At 68.2% G+C, this 18,036-nt stretch carries 16 protein-coding genes; 5 read left to right on the top strand and 11 right to left on the bottom strand.

Annotated elements, in window-relative coordinates:
- Positions 1–9: 9 nt before the first annotated feature.
- Positions 10–1,104: a methyltransferase gene (locus IRT45_RS04165; protein WP_194804545.1), complete on the bottom strand. Its 1,095-nt coding sequence runs from the start codon at positions 1,102–1,104 to the stop codon at positions 10–12.
- 527 nt (positions 1,105–1,631) lie between these two features.
- Between IRT45_RS04165 and IRT45_RS04160 the strand changes: the two genes are divergently transcribed.
- Positions 1,632–1,931, top strand: coding sequence for a DUF1540 domain-containing protein (locus IRT45_RS04160; RefSeq protein WP_194804544.1), 300 nt, complete (start codon positions 1,632–1,634; stop codon positions 1,929–1,931).
- Positions 1,932–1,940: 9 nt separating this feature from the next.
- Here IRT45_RS04160 and IRT45_RS04155 read toward each other — a convergent pair whose 3' ends face one another.
- The 5 genes from IRT45_RS04155 to IRT45_RS04135 all read right to left on the bottom strand — a co-directional run bounded on the left by IRT45_RS04155 (position 1,941) and on the right by IRT45_RS04135 (position 7,666).
- Positions 1,941–2,513 (bottom strand): TetR/AcrR family transcriptional regulator, encoded by a 573-nt coding sequence (locus IRT45_RS04155; RefSeq protein ID WP_194804543.1) that lies wholly within the window; start codon positions 2,511–2,513, stop codon positions 1,941–1,943.
- 74 nt (positions 2,514–2,587) lie between these two features.
- Positions 2,588–3,517, bottom strand: a complete 930-nt coding sequence (locus IRT45_RS04150; protein WP_194804542.1) for a D-isomer specific 2-hydroxyacid dehydrogenase family protein — start codon at positions 3,515–3,517, stop codon at positions 2,588–2,590.
- The gene (gene ligD / locus IRT45_RS04145) at positions 3,514–4,485 is read right to left on the bottom strand and encodes a non-homologous end-joining DNA ligase (RefSeq protein ID WP_194804541.1); all 972 of its coding nucleotides are present in this window, start codon (positions 4,483–4,485) and stop codon (positions 3,514–3,516) included. The genes IRT45_RS04150 and ligD overlap by 4 nt, the downstream gene beginning before the upstream one ends.
- Positions 4,486–4,542: 57 nt before the next feature.
- Entirely contained in the window at positions 4,543–6,663 is a 2,121-nt protein-coding gene (locus IRT45_RS04140; protein ID WP_194804540.1) for an ATP-dependent DNA helicase RecQ, read from the bottom strand.
- Between the two features lie 115 nt (positions 6,664–6,778).
- Positions 6,779–7,666 (bottom strand): alpha/beta fold hydrolase, encoded by an 888-nt coding sequence (locus tag IRT45_RS04135; RefSeq protein WP_194804539.1) that lies wholly within the window; start codon positions 7,664–7,666, stop codon positions 6,779–6,781.
- Between the two features lie 148 nt (positions 7,667–7,814).
- Between IRT45_RS04135 and IRT45_RS04130 the strand changes: the two genes are divergently transcribed.
- A complete protein-coding gene (locus IRT45_RS04130) occupies positions 7,815–8,294 on the top strand; it encodes a hypothetical protein (protein ID WP_194804538.1) in 480 nt (159 codons plus the stop codon).
- 51 nt (positions 8,295–8,345) lie between these two features.
- Here the strand turns inward: IRT45_RS04130 and IRT45_RS04125 are convergent, their stop codons facing one another.
- The 4 genes from IRT45_RS04125 to IRT45_RS04110 all read right to left on the bottom strand — a co-directional run bounded on the left by IRT45_RS04125 (position 8,346) and on the right by IRT45_RS04110 (position 12,662).
- Positions 8,346–9,569, bottom strand: a complete 1,224-nt coding sequence (locus IRT45_RS04125) for an RtcB family protein (RefSeq protein ID WP_194804537.1) — start codon at positions 9,567–9,569, stop codon at positions 8,346–8,348.
- 46 nt (positions 9,570–9,615) lie between these two features.
- Positions 9,616–10,587, bottom strand: coding sequence for an alpha/beta hydrolase (locus IRT45_RS04120; RefSeq protein WP_194804536.1), 972 nt, complete (start codon positions 10,585–10,587; stop codon positions 9,616–9,618).
- Between the two features lie 85 nt (positions 10,588–10,672).
- Positions 10,673–11,434, bottom strand: coding sequence for a glucose 1-dehydrogenase (locus IRT45_RS04115; protein WP_194804535.1), 762 nt, complete (start codon positions 11,432–11,434; stop codon positions 10,673–10,675).
- Positions 11,435–11,534: 100 nt separating this feature from the next.
- Positions 11,535–12,662 (bottom strand): LLM class flavin-dependent oxidoreductase, encoded by a 1,128-nt coding sequence (locus IRT45_RS04110; RefSeq protein ID WP_194804534.1) that lies wholly within the window; start codon positions 12,660–12,662, stop codon positions 11,535–11,537.
- 154 nt (positions 12,663–12,816) lie between these two features.
- Between IRT45_RS04110 and kstD the strand changes: the two genes are divergently transcribed.
- Genes kstD through IRT45_RS04095 form a run of 3 tightly spaced genes read left to right on the top strand, consistent with a single transcriptional unit; the run spans position 12,817 to position 16,135 of the window.
- Complete coding sequence (kstD, locus tag IRT45_RS04105) at positions 12,817–14,562, top strand: 3-oxosteroid 1-dehydrogenase (RefSeq protein WP_194804533.1); 1,746 nt, start codon at positions 12,817–12,819, stop codon at positions 14,560–14,562.
- A 2-nt stretch (positions 14,563–14,564) separates the two neighbouring features.
- Positions 14,565–15,296: a glucose 1-dehydrogenase gene (locus IRT45_RS04100; RefSeq protein ID WP_194804532.1), complete on the top strand. Its 732-nt coding sequence runs from the start codon at positions 14,565–14,567 to the stop codon at positions 15,294–15,296.
- A 17-nt stretch (positions 15,297–15,313) separates the two neighbouring features.
- The gene (locus IRT45_RS04095; RefSeq protein ID WP_194804531.1) at positions 15,314–16,135 is read left to right on the top strand and encodes an SDR family oxidoreductase; all 822 of its coding nucleotides are present in this window, start codon (positions 15,314–15,316) and stop codon (positions 16,133–16,135) included.
- 144 nt (positions 16,136–16,279) lie between these two features.
- On the opposite strand, the gene IRT45_RS04090 is transcribed toward IRT45_RS04095, so the two are convergent.
- Positions 16,280–17,995 carry an AMP-binding protein gene (locus IRT45_RS04090; protein ID WP_194804530.1) on the bottom strand — a complete coding sequence of 572 codons (1,716 nt, stop codon included), beginning with the start codon at positions 17,993–17,995 and terminating at the stop codon, positions 16,280–16,282.
- Positions 17,996–18,036: the final 41 nt, after the last annotated feature.

The raw sequence follows: 18,036 nt of genomic DNA, 5'->3' as shown, positions 1-18,036 counted from the left end.
CGGGCGGTCCTACACCGGCCGGGCCTCGATCACGGATTCCGGTGACACCGTCTCGGTGATGCGTGTCAGCGCGAAACCGCAGCGTGCGAGCAGGGCGCGGTAGTCACCGGCGGTGCGCTCGCGACCGCCACTGTTGATCAGCATCTCCAGGTCGGTGTACTTGCCCGGATGCGGGCGATTGTCCTGGGGCAGCACGATTTCCACGATGATCAACCGAGCGTGGGACGGCATCGCGGCGCGCACGGTCCGCAGGATCTGTTCGGCACGCGTATCCGGCCAATCGTGAATCACATGTTTGAGCAGGTACGCCTGCGCGCCCGCCGGAACCGATTCGAAGAAGGATCCCGGCGCCACCTCGGCCCGCCCGTCGAATCCCGCGGCCGCGAAGCGCTCCGCCGCACCGGCCACCACATCGGGCAGATCGAACAGCACGCCCCGGGTTCCGGGGGCGCGCGAGAGGATTTCGGTGAGCATCGCGCCGTGCCCGCCGCCCACGTCGACGATCGTCGAGAAGCAGCCGAAATCATAAGCGGCGAACAATGATTCCGTGGTGAGCGATCCGATGCTGGTCATCGCGCGGTCGAACAGGTCGCCGAATCGGCGGTCGGTGCGGATGTATTCGAAGAAGGGAGCGCCGTCCACCTGCGGCCCGACCGGATTTCCCGTGCGTACCGCGTCGACCACATGCGTCCAATGCGCCCGATGCGTGGCCGACCCGAAGAACAGGGCGGCATCACGCAGCGATTCCGGGGAGTCGCGGCACAGGGCCCGGGCGGGCGGGGTCAGCGCGTAGCGCCCGTCGCGGCGCTGCGCGAAGATGCCGTGACTGATCAGCAGCCGCAACAACCGGCGCAGCGCGTCCTCGTCCGCACCCACCCGCCGCGCCAGTTCCGCACCGGTGAGCGGCCCCCGCGCCAGTTCATCGGCGATGCCCAGTGCCGCCGCCGCATGAATGGCCTGCGCCAACCAGCCCGCTGCCAGCAACTCCATCAACGACAGCGGCGCCGGCGCCAGCCGCCGATAGGCTTCGCCCAGCGCGTACCGAACGGTCCCGACGGCCCGCACCAGCGGTAGCGGCGGCAATTTCGGTAACCCGAACACCATGCACAACTCCTCCGAGAGGCGGACAGGGTCCCGCTCCGCAGCCTACGGCGTCAGCGGGAGCGTCGCCGTATCTTCGATCCGCCGGCCCTGAACGTCGGGCTGAAGGTGCCTCCACTGTGACGATGTGCTGACAGGGGCCGATAGGGAAATCGGGCCGATGCCGCAGTAGTCCCCGAATCGGCTACCGCGATCGAATGAAATGTGGGTCGGCCGAGAGTTGCCGCGGGGTATGGGAGGCGTCGCGCGTCCCATTTGTCCCCCTCGGCATGGCGACGAGTCGTGACCCGCCGCATCCACCGCTGCCGGGCCCGGGCTGCATCGGTGGCGTGCGTGCATCGCGAACGCTGCCGAACCACATTGGCAATGTTCTGGCTATCACATCGCCGAGCGTTGCTTGGACGCGCTTCGCCTACCTCTTCCGTGTGCGTTTGTGTTCGATTAGGTCAGCCTGACCTGGCTTTTATTCCCGCGATGTCGCGCATAGGGTGATCAGGTCAGGAGAAGTGCCGAGATATGGGAGGCTTCGTATGACCACGATGGAGATGCCCCACGTCAGTGAGTGCACTGTCAGCAACTGTTCGTACAATCATGACGGCTGCCATGCGTTCGCGATCAATGTCGCCGGCACCAACGGCAGTGCGGATTGCGAAACCTTCATTCCGCTGTCGGTGAAGGGCGGTCTGGACCGGGTCACCAGCATGGTCGGAGCGTGTCAGCGCGCCGACTGCTCGCACAACGTCGCGCTCGAATGCACCGCCAGTGACATCCGTGTGGGCCCGGGGTCGGGGGACGATCCGGCCCGCTGCCTCACCTACGAGCCGAGCTGAGCCCTCCGGTCACCGCCGGCTGGCCGAAAGTATCTGCACGGCAGCGACTTCGGCGGTCGAGGCGGCGGCCGTCTCGCCGGTGATACCGGCGGTGACGATGGCTCCCTCGGCGAGCAGGTAGACCGCGTCGGCGGCGTCGGATCCGGTGGCGGCGACCCAGCCGGCGATCATGTCGCGGAAGGCGGCCTTGTGTGCGCGCACTTCCGCGCGGACGGCCGGCGACTCGGCACCGAGTTCGCCGTGCATATTGATCCACGCGCAACCGCGAAAACCCTGCTTGCCGAACCAGTCTCGTAGCCAGTGGAATATCGCCTCGACACGCCGGATCGGATCGTCGACGCGTTCGACGTACCGGGCCAGCGCCTGTCGCCACCGTTCGTCGCGGCGGCGCAGCATCGCCACGACGAGGTATTCCTTGGTCGGATACAGGGCGTAGATCCGCTTCAGCGACAGCCCGGACGCGTCGCGGATCCGATCCATCCCGACGGCCTGCACGCCATGCGCGTACATCAACTCCTCGGCGGCGTCGAGCAGCGCGGCGCGGTCGGACGCGTTCCGTTCCGTGCTGAGCGTGGCGGGCATGGCGGGGACTCCCAACCGCCGCGCGGAGCACGGGGTGGACATCCCCCTGCGGTAGTCACCGGCACGGGCGGTGATCAGTAACCGGCCTCCGGATCGATCCGTGCGACGAGCTCCCGTCCCTGTACGAAGCGGGCGACATTCGCGGCGACGTGGTCGGCGAAGGCGGCCGTCCGCAGCTGCGGCGGGTTGGAATCGTGCGGGGTGATGATCACATTCGGGAGGTCCCAGAGGGGATGGCCGTCGGGAAGCGGTTCGGGATCGGTGACGTCCAGGCCCGCCCCGCCGATGGCGCCCTCCCGCAGTGCGGCGACCAGGGCTTCGGTGTCGATGAGGGACCCGCGGGCGACGTTGATCACCCACGAATGCGGTTTCAGCTGAGTCAGTTCGTCCTTGCCGATCAGGTGGCGGGTGCCGTCGGTCGCGGGCGCGGCGACGACCACGTGATCGGTGTGAGCCCAGATCTCCGAGATCCGTTGCGCGGGAATCGTTTCCACCACATTGGGGGCGTCGATCGGGCGGCCGGAGCGATTGACGGCGATCACCCGGGCTCCGAACGGCTCCAGCATGGCGATGACCTCACGGCCGATACCGCCCGCGCCGACCACCGCGACGGTCGTCCCGCGCAAGCTGCCGATATGCGGAAAGAATTCGGTCTGCCGCCAGCTGTGGGCGCGGATGTGTTCCGGCAGGTAACGCACGCCCGCGAGCAGCAGCGCCATCGTGCCCTCGGCAACGCTCTTGGCGAAAGCGCCTGCCGCCGAGGTGAATATCACGTTCGGATGGCGTTCGAAGATGCCGGCGTCGAAGAACTCCTCGACCCCGGCCGAGTACAACTGCACCCATTCGATCGACTCGGGCAGATCGGGAAATCCGTTCGGACCGCCGTCCCACACCAGCGCCCGCGCGTCGCTCAGCTCCGAAAGCCGCGCTCCCGCGCCGGTGATCGCCTGTTCCAGAAGGTCACTGGTGAGCGGTGCCAGTGCGATGCGGGCTGCGCCGGTCATGCGTCGTATGCTCCTTCGTCTTCGTCGAGGTCCACCTCGACCCGGTCGCGGTCGGCCCATTCCAGCAGCGTATTCAGGTCGAAGACCGCGTCGTCGATACCCGCGTGCAGATCGCGGAGTTCGGCGTAGCGGGCGGGGACGGTGTTGATGGTGAAGTCGTTCGGTTCGATCTCGGGAATCTCGTTCCACCGCACCGGGGTCGAGACGGTCGCGGCCGCATTGCCGCGTACCGAGTAGGCGGCGGCGATCGTGTGGTCGCGGGCATTCTGGTTGTAGTCGACGAACAGCAGTGCCGGATCGCGATCGCGGCGCCACCACGTGGTGGTCACATCGTCGGGGGCGCGGCGCTCGACCTCTTGCGCGAAGGCCAGCGCGGCGCGGCGCACCTGCTGGAAGCCGTGCTCGGGCGCGATGCGCACGTAGATGTGCAGGCCGTGCCCGCCGGAGGTCTTGGGCCAGCCGACCGCGCCCAGCTCGTCGAGGACCTCGTGCGCGACCTCCGCGACACGCTGGACCCGCGACCACGGGCAATCCGGCATCGGATCCAGATCGATGCGCCATTCGTCCGGCTTCTCGGTGTCGAAGCGGCGCGAGTTCCACGGATGGAACTCCACCGTCGACATCTGCACGGCCCAGATCACGTCCGCCAGTTCCCGCACGCACAGTTCGTCCGCGTGCCGGTTGTAGCGCGGAAAGTGCACGCGCACGGTCGGAATCCAGTCCGGCGCCCCCGCCGGGAGCCGCTTCTGATGGACCTTCCCGCCCGGCAATCCCTTCGGGAAGCGGTGCAGCATGCACGGCCGGTCCCGCAGGGCGTTGACGATTCCGTCGCCGACGCTCAGGTAGTACTGCACCAGATCGAGTTTGGTCGCCCCGAGCTCCGGGAAGTACACCCGATCCGGATTCGACACCCGCACCGTATGCTCGCCGACCGTCAACTCCACGGCCGGCGTCGACTTACTGGTCACCGGATCGACGATAGTGGGTGATCGATCGCCGAGCACTGCACGCGCCGCGGCCGCGCCTCACGTCGGAGTCGCCAGGGCGAAGGGAAGGACGGCGGGGGCGCCGGCGTGGCGGAGGGTCCGGGCGGCGAGGGTGAGGGTCCAGCCGGTGTCGGTGTGGGTGTCGACCAGTAGGACGGGAGTATCGAGGCCGGTGAGGTCGGGGGTCTCCCACGAGTCGAACAGGGCCGCCACGCGGTGGGCCGAATTGGCCGCCGAGACCGGTGGCCGGTCGGGGCGGGTGTGCAGGACACCGAGATCGGTGAGGCGGCCGATGCGGGCCAGGCGGGCGGCCAGGTCGGCGGCGAGTGCCGGATGCGTCGCCGACTGCAGGGCCATCACCGCCCCGGGACGTTGTGTCCACTTCCATTCCCGCAGAACGGCGATACAGGCGTCGACGATATGGTCTGGCGCCGGGCCGTCGGGCGCGTCCAGCAGGGTTCGCAGGCGCTGGCCCCACCCGAGATCGCTGAGCCGGCCCAGCACCCGGCCGACCTCGGGGCCGTCGGATATCTTGCCGGACAACGGAACTCTCAATTTCGACAGTCCGGTCGGCCATTGTTTGCGGGGGAGTAGATCGATTCCGGGCCGGTCCAGCCGGGCGCGGATGGTGGCCACCTCGCCGGCGTCGACCGAGGTGTCGAAACGGCGTCCGGTGCAGTTGTCGCAGCGACCACAGCCGGGCGCGTCCGGGGCGAGGCCGGGATCGTCGAGTTGGCGGCGCAGGAAGTTCATCCGGCACTCGGAGGTGCTCTGATATTCGAGCATGGCCTGCTGTTCCACGTCGCGCGCCCGGTCGAGGCGCTCGTAGCGTTCGGTGTCGTAGGTCCACGGTTGCCCGGTGGTCAGCCAGCCGCCGCGCACCCGCCGCACCGCGCCGTCCACATCCAGCACCTTGAGCACCATCTCCAGCCGCGACCGGCTCAGTTCCACCAGGGGTTCGAGAGCCACCGTGGACATGGGGCGTTCGTAGTCCAGGGCGGCCAGTACGGACCGGACCACCTGCTCCCGCGGAAAGGCCACGGACGCAAAGTAATTCCAGATCCGCCGGTCCTCGGGCCCCGGCAGCAGGATGACCTCCGCGCGGGCCCGGTCGGAAGGGCTGGAGGCGTCCGGGACCAGTCCGCGTCCGGCGCGGCCGACCTGCTGGTAGTAGGCGATGGGTGAGGAGGGGGCGCCCACGTGGACCACGAAGCCGAGGTCGGGTTTGTCGAAGCCCATGCCGAGCGCCGACGTGGCGACCAGCGCCTTCACGTCGTTGTCCAGCAATGCCTGTTCGAGGGTTTCGCGTTCCCCGGGTTCGGTGCGACCGGTGTAGGCCGCGACGGGGTATCCGTGGTCGGTGAGGACGTCGGCGAGGTCGTGGGCGGCCGCGACGGTGAGTGTGTAGATGATTCCGGAACCGGGCAGTTCGCCGAGTTGCCGGCTGAGCCAGGTGGTCCGCTGGACAGCGTCGTCGATCCGCACCACGGACAGATGCAGCGATTCCCGGTCCAGGGTGCCGCGCAGCACCAGGGTGTCGGTGCCGATCTGGGTGGCGACATCGGTGACCACCCGGTTGTTGGCGGTGGCGGTGGTCGCCAGCACCGGAATGTCCTCGCCGAGGTCGGCGATCAACGTGCGGATGCGGCGGTAGTCGGGACGGAAATCGTGCCCCCAGTCGGAGATGCAGTGCGCCTCGTCGACCACCACCAGGCCGGCGTCGGCGGCCAGCTTGGGAAGCACCGAATCGCGGAAATCGGGGTTGTTCAGTCGTTCCGGGCTGACGAGCAGCACATCGACCTCACCGGCGGCGACCCGCTGATGAATCTCGTCCCATTCGGTGACGTTGCCGGAGTTGATGGTCTCCGCGATCACTCCCGCCCGGCGCGCGGCCGCGACCTGGTTGCGCATCAATGCCAGCAGCGGTGACACGATCACCGTCGGGCCGCGCCCCTGGGACCGCAGCAACCGCGCGGCGATGAAGTACACCGCCGATTTACCCCAGCCGGTGCGCTGGACCACCAGCGCCCGCCGCCGCTGGACGACCAGCGCCTCGATGGCCGTCCACTGGTCCTCGCGCAGGCGCGCCCCGGGCCCGGCCAGCTCGCGCAGCAGGGATTCGGCGGATTCGCGCAGCTCGGTGGTAGTCACGCGCTCCATCGTGCCCGACCCCTCCGACACCTGGCCACCATCCGGCTACAGCCGCACCCCGTGCACGGACACGCGGTCCCGACCCGGGCCCGCGTGTGATCGCAAGACCGATTAGCGGCGTCGACTAACCGGTTTCGGCGGCCAGCGCCAGCAGCCGATCCCGCACCAGGTCCGGTCGCTCCTCCGGGATGAAATGTCCACAGCCGTGGACATATTCGACGGTGTAGTCGTCGGCTCGCGCGGTCTCCGCGGCCGCCAGCGACGGGTGGATGGCCGCATCGCCGGTGCCGAACAGCGCACGGATCGGGATCGTGGCGCGGCGGCGTTCCGGATGGCGGGCGGCCGGAAGTTCCCGCAACCAGAAGGTGCGGTAGGTATCGGTGGCCGCGTGGGCCACCGCCGGATCGCGGAACCGGTCGCCGTAGATCCTGGCGAGTTCCGGGGTGAAGGTATGCCGTGCGTCGGCGTTGAGCCGCAACAGGCGATCGACGAACGGCGTGTACCGCTGTAGCGGCACGCCGAAGGTAGCCACCAGCGGCTGATACATCAGGAAACGCCAGGCGTGCGGTGTGAAGGTCCGGGCGGTGATCCACGGATGCGCGATATTGAGTGGCAGATAACCCTCGAACCGCTCCGGCTCCCGCAGCACCATCAGGAAACCGACGAACCCGCCCCAGTCGTGAGCGGCGAGCAACAGCCGCGGCAGTTCCAGCTCGTCGACCAGCGCCAGCAGGTCGGAGGCGATGTCCTCCTTGGCCCAGCGATGCGGCGGTGGACCGGACCAGCCGTAACCCGGCAGGTCCGGGGCGATGAGGCGCAGCCCGGCGGGAGGATCGGCGAGCAGCTGCCGGTAGGCGTAGTGGTGCTGCGGCCATCCGTGCAGCAACAGCACCGGCCGGCCGTCGGGGACCCCGGCTTCGGTGACGTGGAATCGCACGCCGCGGGCCTCGATGAAACTGCGGCGCACTCCGGGAATTTCGGGCGGTCGGGCAGATCCCGATGACGAGGGCATGGCCGATGCTAACCACCGGCAACCCGGGACCGCCACGCCACGAACGTTTTCCGCCCGGCGTCGGGCATTTTCCGCCGCGAGGCAGGACAATGAGGCGATCGGACTGCGAGGTCCACTGGCATGCGCGGGAATGCGGGAGGAACGGGCGATGGCCAAGAAGTTCGAATCACCTGCGGATTGGGCTCCTCCGGGCGCGCAGTTCCAAAGTCGCGGGGTCACCAGCCGGACCCTCTCGGGTGTGCTGTTCGGGCTCATCGTGACGCCCATCGGAATCGCGTTCGCCGCCAAGGGGGGAGCCGATATCCGGTACTGGGTCATCGTGGGTGCGGTGACCGACCGCTGGACCGCGGCGCTGGAGATCTTCGGCGGCTCCCTGCTGCTGTTGTTCGTCGCGGCGATGGCCGCGTTCTCGCCGGTGGGCACGATTGTGGCGAGTCTCGTGTGGGGTATTTTTCCCGGCGTGCTGCATCTGCTGTACCCGGACGACACCTTCCGCCTGATCGGCGACCTGCCCTTCACCGATGCCGCGATGCAGGTGGCGTTGCACTCCTGGGTGACCTACGGCTTCGCCCTGATCTCGGGCATGATGCTGCTGGGCGCGGGCATGGTGGGTGTGCTGCGCAAGTAGCTGCGGCCGTTCCGGCACGCCGATCACCGGCATGCCGGAACGCATCCGCATTCACCCCTTCACGCACAGCACCTGACGCAGTGTCGCGACCACATCGACCAGATCGCTCTGGGCCGCGATGACGGCGTCGATGTCCTTGTAGGCCGCGGGGATCTCGTCGATCACCCCCGCGTCCTTGCGGGACTCCACACCGTCGGTCTGCGCGACCAGATCCGCGACGGTGAACTGCCGCTTGGCCGCATTGCGGCTCATGCGGCGGCCCGCGCCGTGCGAGGCCGACTGGAACGAGGCGGGATTTCCCTTGCCCCGCACCACATACGAGCGGGTACCCATCGATCCCGGGATCAGGGCGAGCTCACCGGCTCCGGCCCGGACCGCGCCCTTGCGGGTGACGAGCATCGGCATGCCGTCGACGGTCTCCTCCGACACGTAGTTGTGGTGGCAGGAGATCGGCTCGTCGAAACACACTGCGAGCGGGTCGAATTCGTCACGCACGGCACCGCACACCAGGTCGAGCATCACCGCCCGGTTGCGGGCCGCGTACTCCTGCGCCCAGGTGAGATCGCGCCGGTAGGCGTCCATTTCCGGTGTGCCGGAAAGGAATACGGCCAGATCGCGATCCGGCAGATCCCGGTTCTGCGGCAGGGTGCGCGCCACGGCGATATGCCGCTCCGCCAGTTCCTTGCCGATATTGCGGCTTCCGGAGTGCAGCAGAATCCAGACGTGCTGTTCGGTGTCGAGGCAGACCTCGATGAAGTGGTTGCCGCCGCCGAGCGTGCCCATCTGCTTGTGCGCCTTGGACTCTCGCTGCCGCACCGCCGGATCGAGATCGCCGAACCGGCTCCAGAACGCGGACCACCCGGCCCGCAACGTGGCGCCGGTCGCCCGGCGGGCGTGCACATCCATCTGCAGGCGGGTGACCTTCACCGGCTCCTTGTGCGCGTTGAATCCGACCGGCACGGCGGCCTCGATGCGCGACCGCAGCGAATGGAGATCGTCCGGCAGATCGGAGGCGGTCAGCGAGGTCTTGACCGCTTCCATTCCGCAGCCGATATCGACGCCCACGGCGGCCGGGGCGACCGCGTCCTTCATGGCGATGACCGACCCGACCGTGGCTCCCTTGCCGAGGTGCACGTCGGGCATCACCCGGACGCCGTAGACCCATTCCAGTTGGGCGAGGGTGCGCAGCTGCTGCAGCGCGGCCGGCTCGACCTCGTGCTCGTGGGCCCACATGAGCGTCTGCGCCTTGGTGCCGCGCAGCTCGACGGGAAACATGATCTCGATCCTTTCGTGAACGGACTCTCCCTGTTCACGGTAGGGATCACGGGCCGTCGGCGCACCCGAATATCGGCCGGGCCGGCCCAGCGAATGCCCGGCGCAGTGCCGCGAAGGCGCGTGCGTTCGCGACGGTGGTTTCCGGCAGCACGTCGCCCATGGTCATGAACCCGTGGAACATGCCGTCGTAGCGATGCACCTCGACGGGGATATCGACCGCGGCCAGGTGCGCCCCGTAGGCCTCGCCCTCGTCGCGCAGCGGGTCGTACTCGGCGGTGGCGATATGCGCCGGTGGCAGTCCGGCGGGGTCGGCCAGCAGGGGCGCCGCATACGGATCGGTGCCGTCGGCGTCGCCGAGGTACTGCTCCCAGTACCAGCGCAGATGGTCGTCGGTGACGAAATAGCCCTGCGCGTTGTCCCGGTACGACGCGCTCGCGCGAGCCGGATCCAGCATCGGATACATGAGCAGCTGCGCGGCCACCGCCGGACCACCCAGATCGCGGGCCATCAACGCCGTGACCGCCGCCAGATTGCCGCCCGCGCTGTCACCGGCCACGGCGATCCGGGCGGGGTCGCCGCCGTGCTGCGCTATGGCCTCGCCGATCCAGCACAGCACGGCGTACGCGTCCTGCGCGGCGGCCGGGAACCGATGCTCCGGCGCCTGGCGATATTCCACCGACACCACCAGTGCGCCGGTCTCGTTCGCCATCGTCCGGCAGAACTGATCGTGGCTGTCGAGACTGCAGATCACGAACCCGCCGCCGTGACAGAACATGACGACCGGCAGCGGCTCGCCGCCGGCCCGCGGCGTGTAGACGCGCACCGGGATGTCGGCGCCATCGGAACTGATGACAACCGAATCACGCACGGCCGCAACAGGAATCGGTTCGACGGACGCCGCAGGCCGGGACGCGAGCTGCCGCCGTGCCTCGGCGGCGTCGAGGACGTCGGTGCCCAGTTTCGGAAACGCGGCGGTCGCGGCGTCGACGACCGCCCGGGTTCGCGGCGTCATCGTCATGAGGCACCACCCGAGCCCACACTCCCGGGTGCGTCGGCCGGCGCCGTGGTCCGACCCGCTGGCGGCAGGTGGCCTGCGCACCTGCTCACTGCGCCTCCTGCAACTCCGGCGGCATGAACTTTCCGGCGGCGAGTCCACCGTCGATGGTGACCTCCGCGCCGGTGACATACGACGACGCGTCCGAGGCGAGGAAGGCGACCAGCTCGGCGACCTCCTCCGGCACACCGGTGCGCTGCAGTGGCAGGGTCGGGAAGCTGCCCGGACCGGTGGTCAGATACGGAACCATCGCGGTCGCGATCGGACCCGGATGTACGGAGTTGACGCGAATACCCTTGGGCCCCAATTCGAGTGCCGCGGTCTTGGTCAGCCCGCGCAGGCCCCACTTGGAGCTGCCGTAGGCGGAGTGGCCCATCAGCCCTTCGAGCCCGGCCTGCGACGAGATGTTCACGATCGACCCGCCCGCCTCGGACATCGGCCCCACGACCGACCGGATGCCCCGGAACGCGCCCACCAGATTGACCTGCAGAATCTTCTCGAGTTCTTCCGGCGTGGTGTCGGTGAGGGGTTTCGCGGTATAGATCGCGGCGTTGTTCACCAGCACGTCGATCCCGCCGAATTCCGAAAGGGCCACCGCGACAGCGGCATTCCAATCGTCGGCGGAGGTGACGTCGTGGCGGACGAAGCGCGCGGCCTCGCCGAGCTCGTCGGCCAACTGCTTTCCGTCGGCGTTGAGTACGTCGGTGAGAACGACCCGCGCACCACGTTCGACGAACAGGCGCGCCTCCGCCGCGCCCTGCCCGCGCGCCGCGCCGGTGATCACTGCGACTTTGCCTGTGAGATCGACCATTCGACTTCTCCTCCTGAAAATATGCCGAGATCCTGCGCCGCATCCGGCGTCCTCGGCTCGCGGCAGTCTCGATGAGCGAGACCGGCGCGTGGTTGTCCGATCACTGATTCCGGAAGTGTGGAATGACCTTTTCGCCCCAGTGCCGGATGGTCTCGAGGCAGGCCTCCTGCGGCACCGTGCCCATCTGGATCAGGCACAGGATCTCGTCGGCGCCGGCGTCGCGCAGTCGCTCGACGTAGGCGATGGCGTCCTCCGGGCTGCCGTAGGCGTGGTCGGCGTTGAACACCGAGGTCGACCCCGCCTTCACCGGAATCTTGGCCTCGTGCAGGTAGGCGACGTGCTCGTCGGCGGCCTCCTTGATCCGCGCCACCTCGTCCACGGTCGGATCCACCGCCTCGTCCGGCACCGGGCCGGCGCCGTAGTAGTGCTTGATCGACTGCGCGAAGAACCGCTGGCCGCGCGCGCCGATCTGCTGCGCCCGCTCCCGGTCGTCGAGCACGATGGTGGGACACAGGGCGGCGAAGTGGTCGTTGGTCACCGTCGAGACGAACCGCTCACCGGTGCGGGCGGCGATCGCCTCGTCGTAGGTGCGGCGCAGTTCCGCGATCTCCTCCAGTCCCGCGAAACCCAATACCAGAGCGCCGATTCCGTAGTCGGCGGCCAGCTTCAGTGTGTCCTTCTTCGTGCATGCCATGAACAGCGGGGGATGCGGACGTTGCACCGGCCGCGGCAGCAGCGAATGCGGATCGATGTCGAGCAGTTCGCCGTGATATTCGAATTCGCCCTCGGGATCCTGCCAGGCCCGGCCGATCATCCGCAGCGACTCCTCGACCTCGGCGTAGGTGCGTTCCGCGTCCACTCCGCACATGGACGTCTCGACCGGTGTCGCACCGCGCCCGGCGCCCAGATTCAGCCGGCCGCCGGAGAGCACGTCCAGCATCGCCGCGCGTTCGGCCGCGCGCACCGGGTGGTTGAAGTTGAAGGGCATACACACCACGCCGTGACCGATCCGGATGCGCTGGGTCTTGGCCGCCACCCAGGTCAAAAAGATTTCGGGGGCGCTCATATGCGCGTACCACTTGAGACCGTGGTGCTCGACGGCCCAGACGGTGTCGAAGCCCATCTCGTCGGCCAGCACGGCTTGCTCCACACAGTCGCGCAGCACCTGCGCCTCGTGCTCGGCGGTCGGATCGGTCATCTGGGCCTCGAAGATCATCGAGAACTTCATCCGCGCGCTCCCTGTCGTAGCGGTGTATGCCTAATCGAAATAGTCCTTCCCGGACCCGTCCTGGTCAGCCGCAAGTCCCGCTGGTCGGGACCGTGCCGTGTCGCCACGGGCGAGCGGCCATAGCGTCGAAGACAACGATGGGGAAGAAGGACGGATGACACAGGAATTCGAATTCGACGTGGTGGTCGTCGGCTCGGGCGCGGCCGGTATGACCGCGGCATTGACCGCCGCCTATCGCGGGCTGTCGGTGACGATGATCGAGAAGAGCCGCAGCTTCGGCGGATCCACCGCGCGCTCCGGCGGCGGAATCTGGATCCCGAACAATCCGGTGCTACAGGCCGCAGGTGTGCCGGACAGCCCGGAACTGGCTCGGACATATCTGAAAGCCGTTGTGGGCGATCGTGTCCCGGAGGAGAAGCAGCGTGCCTTCCTCGATCACGGGCCGGAGATGATGCGCTACATCGGCGCGCGCAGCAAGTACTGGCAGTTCGTCTACGACCGCGGCTACTCCGACTACCATCCGGAATTCCCGGGCGGGCTCGCGCAGGGCCGCAGCATCGAACCGGCTCCGATCGACGGCCGTCTGCTCGGTGGTGATCTGCACAAGATCAACCAGCCGACCATGTCGGGGCCGAAGGGAATCGCCTTCACCGTCAGCGACTTCCACGATCTGAACATGATCGCCCGCACCTGGGCCGGTAAGCGCACCGCGATGAAGGTGGGGGCGCAGGCGGTGGCGAACAAGCTGCGCGGCAGGCTGCCGCTGAGCCTGGGCAAGGCCCTGGCCGCCCGACTGTGGCTGTCGCTGCGCGACGCCGGCGTGCCCGTGTGGCTGAACACCCCGCTGACCGAACTGGTCACCGAGGCCGGTGCGGTGGTCGGTGTGCGTGCCGAACACCAGGGCGTTCCGGTGCTGATCAAGGCCCGTCGCGGCGTGGTGCTGGCGGCCGGCGGTTTCGAACACAACCTGGAGATGCGCAAGCAGTACATCTCCGGCCCGCAATCCACCGACTGGACGGTCGGCGCCACCGAGAACGTCGGCGAAGGGATCGTCGCGGGTCGGAAGGCCGGTGGCGCGGTGGATCTCATGGACGACGCCTGGTGGGGACCGTCGGTGCGCAACCCCGAGGGACCGCCGTTCTTCTGCCTGGCCGAACGCGCGCAACCCGGCGGCATCATGGTCAATCACGCGGGGGAGCGGTTCGTCAACGAATCGGCCCCGTATGTGAACGTCGTGCACACCATGTACGAGCAGCAGGCCGCTGGGGTCGACCATATTCCGGCCTACTTCATCATGGACCAGACCTTCCGCGACAGGTATCTGTTCCTGGGCAACTTCCCGAAGCGCCCGATTCCGCAGAAATATCTCGACGCCGGAATCATCACCCAGGCCGATACGCTCGAGCAGCTGGCGAACAAGATCGGTGTACCCGCGGCGACGCTGGCCGCCACGGTGCAGCGCTTCAACGGCTTCGCCCGCAGCGGGCGCGACGAGGATTACGGACGCGGCGATTCCGCCTACGACCGGTATTACGGCGACCCCACCGTGCAGCCGAATCCGTGTCTGGCGCCGCTGGAAAGAGGACCGTTCTACGCGGTGGAAATGGTGCCCGGCGACCTGGGCACCAAGGGCGGGCTGTGCACCGACGAATACGCCCGCGTGCTCGACGAGCAGAACGCGCCGATCGCGGGTCTGTATGCCGCGGGCAACAATTCGGCGTCGGTCATGGGTAACGACTACGCGGGCGCCGGCGCGACGATCGGCCCCGCCATGGTCTTCGGGTACATCGCGGCCAACCACCTCGCCGACGAACGCGAACCGCGGGAAGCGGTCGCCGCATCGGCGCCGAAGCGGGCGACCACCGGCCGCAAGGCGCCCGCACGCACGGGACAGGAGTGATCATGGGCAGGATCGACGGTAAAACGGTCGTCGTCACCGGTGCGGCCCGGGGAATGGGTGCGGCGTTCGCGCAACGGCTCGTCTCCGAGGGCGCCTCGGTCGTGATCACCGATGTGCTGGTGGAGGAGGGGAAGCAGACCGCCGCGCGGCTGGGCGAGGCGGCGCTGTTCGTCCCCCACGACGTGACCGACGAATCCGCGTGGAACGATGTCGTCGCGCAGGCGGAATCGGCGTTCGGGCCCGTTTCGGGCCTGGTGAACAACGCCGGAATCGTGCACGTGGATCCGATCGAAACGCTCGCCGAAGCGGATTACCGCAAGGTGATCGACGTCAATCAGGTGGGTGTCTTCCTGGGCATGAAGGCTGTGGTCGGATCGATGCGACGTGCCGGCGGCGGGTCGATCGTGAACATCTCCTCGGTCGGCGGCATCATCGGCTTCTCCAACATCCTCGGCTACACCGCTTCCAAATGGGCGGTGCGCGGCATGACCAAAACCGCGGCACAAGAGTTCGGGCCCATGGGAATTCGCGTCAACTCGGTGCATCCGGGTGTGGTGATGACCGAAATGACCAGCGATTCGGCGCGGTCGAATTCGATGTTCCACGATCAGCCGCTGGCACGTCCCGGCACCCCCGAGGAATTGGCGAATCTGGTGCTGTTCCTCATCTCCGACGAGTCCGGTTACAGCACCGGTTCGGAATTCGTCGCCGACGGCGGATTCACTTCCCACTGACACAAAGGATTTCCGCGGTGAAGAATTTCGCAGGTAAGACCGCCGTGATCACCGGCGCCGGCGCCGGTATCGGCCGGGCGCTGGCCCTGGAACTGGCCGGCCACGGCGCTCGCCTGGCTCTGTCCGGCCGCAATATCGACAATGTCGCCGAGACCGCCGCACTGTGCGAGAAGAAGGGCGCCCACGCCCGCGCCTACCGTCTCGACGTCACCGACCGCGACGCGGTGTACGCCCACGCCGACCAGGTGGCGGGCGATTTCGGTGGGGTGAACGTCGTGGTCAACAACGCGGGTGTGTCACTGACCGCCAGCACCGAAGAGGTCAGCTGGGACGATTTCGAATGGATCGTCAACATCAACTTCTGGGGCGTGGCCCACGGGACGAAAGCCTTTCTGCCGCACGTGATCGCCTCCGGTGACGGCGCGATCGTCAACGTGTCGAGCATGTTCGGCCTGGCCGCCTGCCCGACCCAGGGTGCCTACAACGCGACGAAGTTCGCGATCCGGGGTTTCACCGACGCGCTGCGCCAGGAGATGAAGATCGCCGGGCACAACGTCGCGGTGAGCTGCGTCCACCCCGGCATGATCCAGACCGAGATCGCATGGAAGGCGCGCGCGGGCGCCACCCGCGATCGCGACGCGCTTGCCGCCAACTTCGACCGGCTCGCCAAGACCAGTCCGGAACAGGCCGCCAAGGCGATCGTGGACGGCATCCGCAAGGACAAGGCGAAGGTGCTGATCGGCAACGACGCCCGGATGATCGACCTGCTGCCGCGGATCTTCGGCTCCGGATATCAGAAGATCCTCACCGCGCAGATGCGCAACGAAGTCAGCAAGTAGGCCACTCGCGGCCGGGCCGGTGATCGCGTGCATCGCCGGCCCGGGCTCGGTGGCTCCGGTCCGGACGCTGCGGGGCGTGAGCCGGCAGCGGCGATCGAGGTCGGCCCGCCCCGCGCGTCAGTACGGACCGCAGCATCCGTTTTGTCAAGCTGCGCAACGCAAGTGGCGCTTGTCCACCTTGCCCGCGGTCGTGCGCGGCATCCGGTCGAGTATCCGCACCGTGCGCGGAATCTTGTATCCGGCCAAGCGGGTGCGACACCACGCGAGCAGACCGTCCGCGTCGAACGGCGCAGTTCCGGAGGGAACGACGAAGGCGGCGCCGACCTCTCCGAGGCGCTCGTCGGGTACGCCGACGACCGCCACCTCGGCGCTGCCCGGATAGCGGCGCAGCGTCTGTTCGACCTCGGCCGGATAGACGTTGAACCCGCCGACGATGAACATATCCTCGAGCCGATCGGTGACCCGCAGCCAACCGCCGGAGTCGAGGACACCGATATCGCCCGTATGCAGCCAGCCCTCCGGGTCGACGGCGGCGGCGGTGGCGCCGGGATCGTCGAGATATCCGCACATCACGTTCGGGCCGCGCACCACGATCCGGCCGGGCGCACCGGCCGGCAGGTCGCGGCCGTCGGCATCCAAGATTCGAATCTCGCTGCCCGGCAACGCTTTACCCACGGTGTGCGCGGTGCGCTGGATATCCGTATCGGGTGGGCAGACCGCGACCACGCCGACCGATTCGGTGAGACCGTAGGCGGTGAACACCCGATCGGCTCCGAGGTCGGTACGCATCCGGGCGATCAGCTCCGCCGGAATCGCCGTGCCGCCGGTGCCGGCCAGTCGCAGCGCCGGATAGGACCGCCCCACCGCGAGCAGATCGGTGAAAATCGTCGGCGGGCCGGCGAGTACGGTGATCCGCTCGGCCGTCATGAGATCCGCCGCGGATCGTGGATGGAACACCGCCACCGGAAACATGGTGGCCGCCCGCAACAGGCAGGCGACGATGCCCGCCTTGTATCCGAAGGTGTGCGAGAACGGATTGACCAGCAGGCAGCGATCACCGTGGCGCAAGGTGACCGCGCTCGCCCACCGATCCAGCACGGCGAGGGTTTGCCGATGGGTCGTCAGGACTCCCTTGGGCGTGCCGGTTGTGCCGGAGGTGAACAGGATGTCGGAGAGTGCTTCCGCAGATACCGCGTCGGTGCGGGACCGCGCGTCCGACAACGGGATTCGCTCGGCTCCGGCCAGGAACGCCCGCCAGCCGGTCGGTGCGCTGCCCGACCGGCGACCGGCCGGGGACGACTGGGCACCGGTTTCGGCCGAGTCCCGATGCGACCCCGATGCTCCGGCGGATGCGAACACATCGTCGGCTGTCTGTCGAGCCGCCGCTGTGCGGCGGGAGTAGGCGATCTCGGGCGCGGCGCCGGTGCTGTCCATCGTGCGCGTGTCGGACAGCAGGACCGTGAAATCCAGATCCGGCAGGACGCCCTGATCCGTGAGCAGGCTCGGATAGTCGATTCCCAGAAATCCGCGCACCGTGAACAGCCCACGGCATCGGGTGCGGCGCAGAATGTCCGCCGCTTCCGGTCCGCGCAGCCGGGTGCCGATCGGGACCAGGGTGGCGCCCGCGCCGAGCAGGCCCACGGCGGTCACGATCCAGCGCGCGCTGTTGGGCGCCCAGATCGCGACCCGGTCCCCGGCGGCCACCCCGCGGGCCATCGCCGCGCGGGTCACCCGGAGCGCCTCGGCGTGGAGTTCGGCGTAGGTGAGGCGGGTGCGGCCCTCGACGATCGCGACGGTCGACCCGTTCCGGCGTGCCTGTGCGGATACCAGCGCCGGAATCGTCGCAGGCTCCGCCGTCATCTCTTCGCACACCATCGCTGTCCGGATACACACTGTCGAAC

The sequence above is a fragment of the Nocardia sp. BSTN01 genome, assembly GCF_015354405.1.
Lineage (GTDB): Bacteria > Actinomycetota > Actinomycetes > Mycobacteriales > Mycobacteriaceae > Nocardia.
This window is presented reverse-complemented; position numbering and strand designations above follow the sequence as displayed.

Excerpts from the sequence above, each read along its gene's own strand:
- IRT45_RS04165 (WP_194804545.1), bottom strand. The coding sequence starts at position 1,104 with ATGGTGTTCGGGTTACCGAAATTGCCGCCGCTACCGCTGGTGCGGGCC.
- IRT45_RS04160 (WP_194804544.1), top strand. The coding sequence starts at position 1,632 with ATGACCACGATGGAGATGCCCCACGTCAGTGAGTGCACTGTCAGCAAC.
- IRT45_RS04155 (WP_194804543.1), bottom strand. The coding sequence starts at position 2,513 with ATGCCCGCCACGCTCAGCACGGAACGGAACGCGTCCGACCGCGCCGCG.
- IRT45_RS04150 (WP_194804542.1), bottom strand. The coding sequence starts at position 3,517 with ATGACCGGCGCAGCCCGCATCGCACTGGCACCGCTCACCAGTGACCTT.
- IRT45_RS04140 (WP_194804540.1), bottom strand. The coding sequence starts at position 6,663 with ATGGAGCGCGTGACTACCACCGAGCTGCGCGAATCCGCCGAATCCCTG.
- IRT45_RS04135 (WP_194804539.1), bottom strand. The coding sequence starts at position 7,666 with ATGCCCTCGTCATCGGGATCTGCCCGACCGCCCGAAATTCCCGGAGTG.
- IRT45_RS04130 (WP_194804538.1), top strand. The coding sequence starts at position 7,815 with ATGGCCAAGAAGTTCGAATCACCTGCGGATTGGGCTCCTCCGGGCGCG.
- IRT45_RS04125 (WP_194804537.1), bottom strand. The coding sequence starts at position 9,569 with ATGTTTCCCGTCGAGCTGCGCGGCACCAAGGCGCAGACGCTCATGTGG.
- IRT45_RS04120 (WP_194804536.1), bottom strand. The coding sequence starts at position 10,587 with ATGACGATGACGCCGCGAACCCGGGCGGTCGTCGACGCCGCGACCGCC.
- IRT45_RS04115 (WP_194804535.1), bottom strand. The coding sequence starts at position 11,434 with ATGGTCGATCTCACAGGCAAAGTCGCAGTGATCACCGGCGCGGCGCGC.
- IRT45_RS04110 (WP_194804534.1), bottom strand. The coding sequence starts at position 12,662 with ATGAAGTTCTCGATGATCTTCGAGGCCCAGATGACCGATCCGACCGCC.
- kstD (WP_194804533.1), top strand. The coding sequence starts at position 12,817 with ATGACACAGGAATTCGAATTCGACGTGGTGGTCGTCGGCTCGGGCGCG.
- IRT45_RS04100 (WP_194804532.1), top strand. The coding sequence starts at position 14,565 with ATGGGCAGGATCGACGGTAAAACGGTCGTCGTCACCGGTGCGGCCCGG.
- IRT45_RS04090 (WP_194804530.1), bottom strand. The coding sequence starts at position 17,995 with ATGACGGCGGAGCCTGCGACGATTCCGGCGCTGGTATCCGCACAGGCA.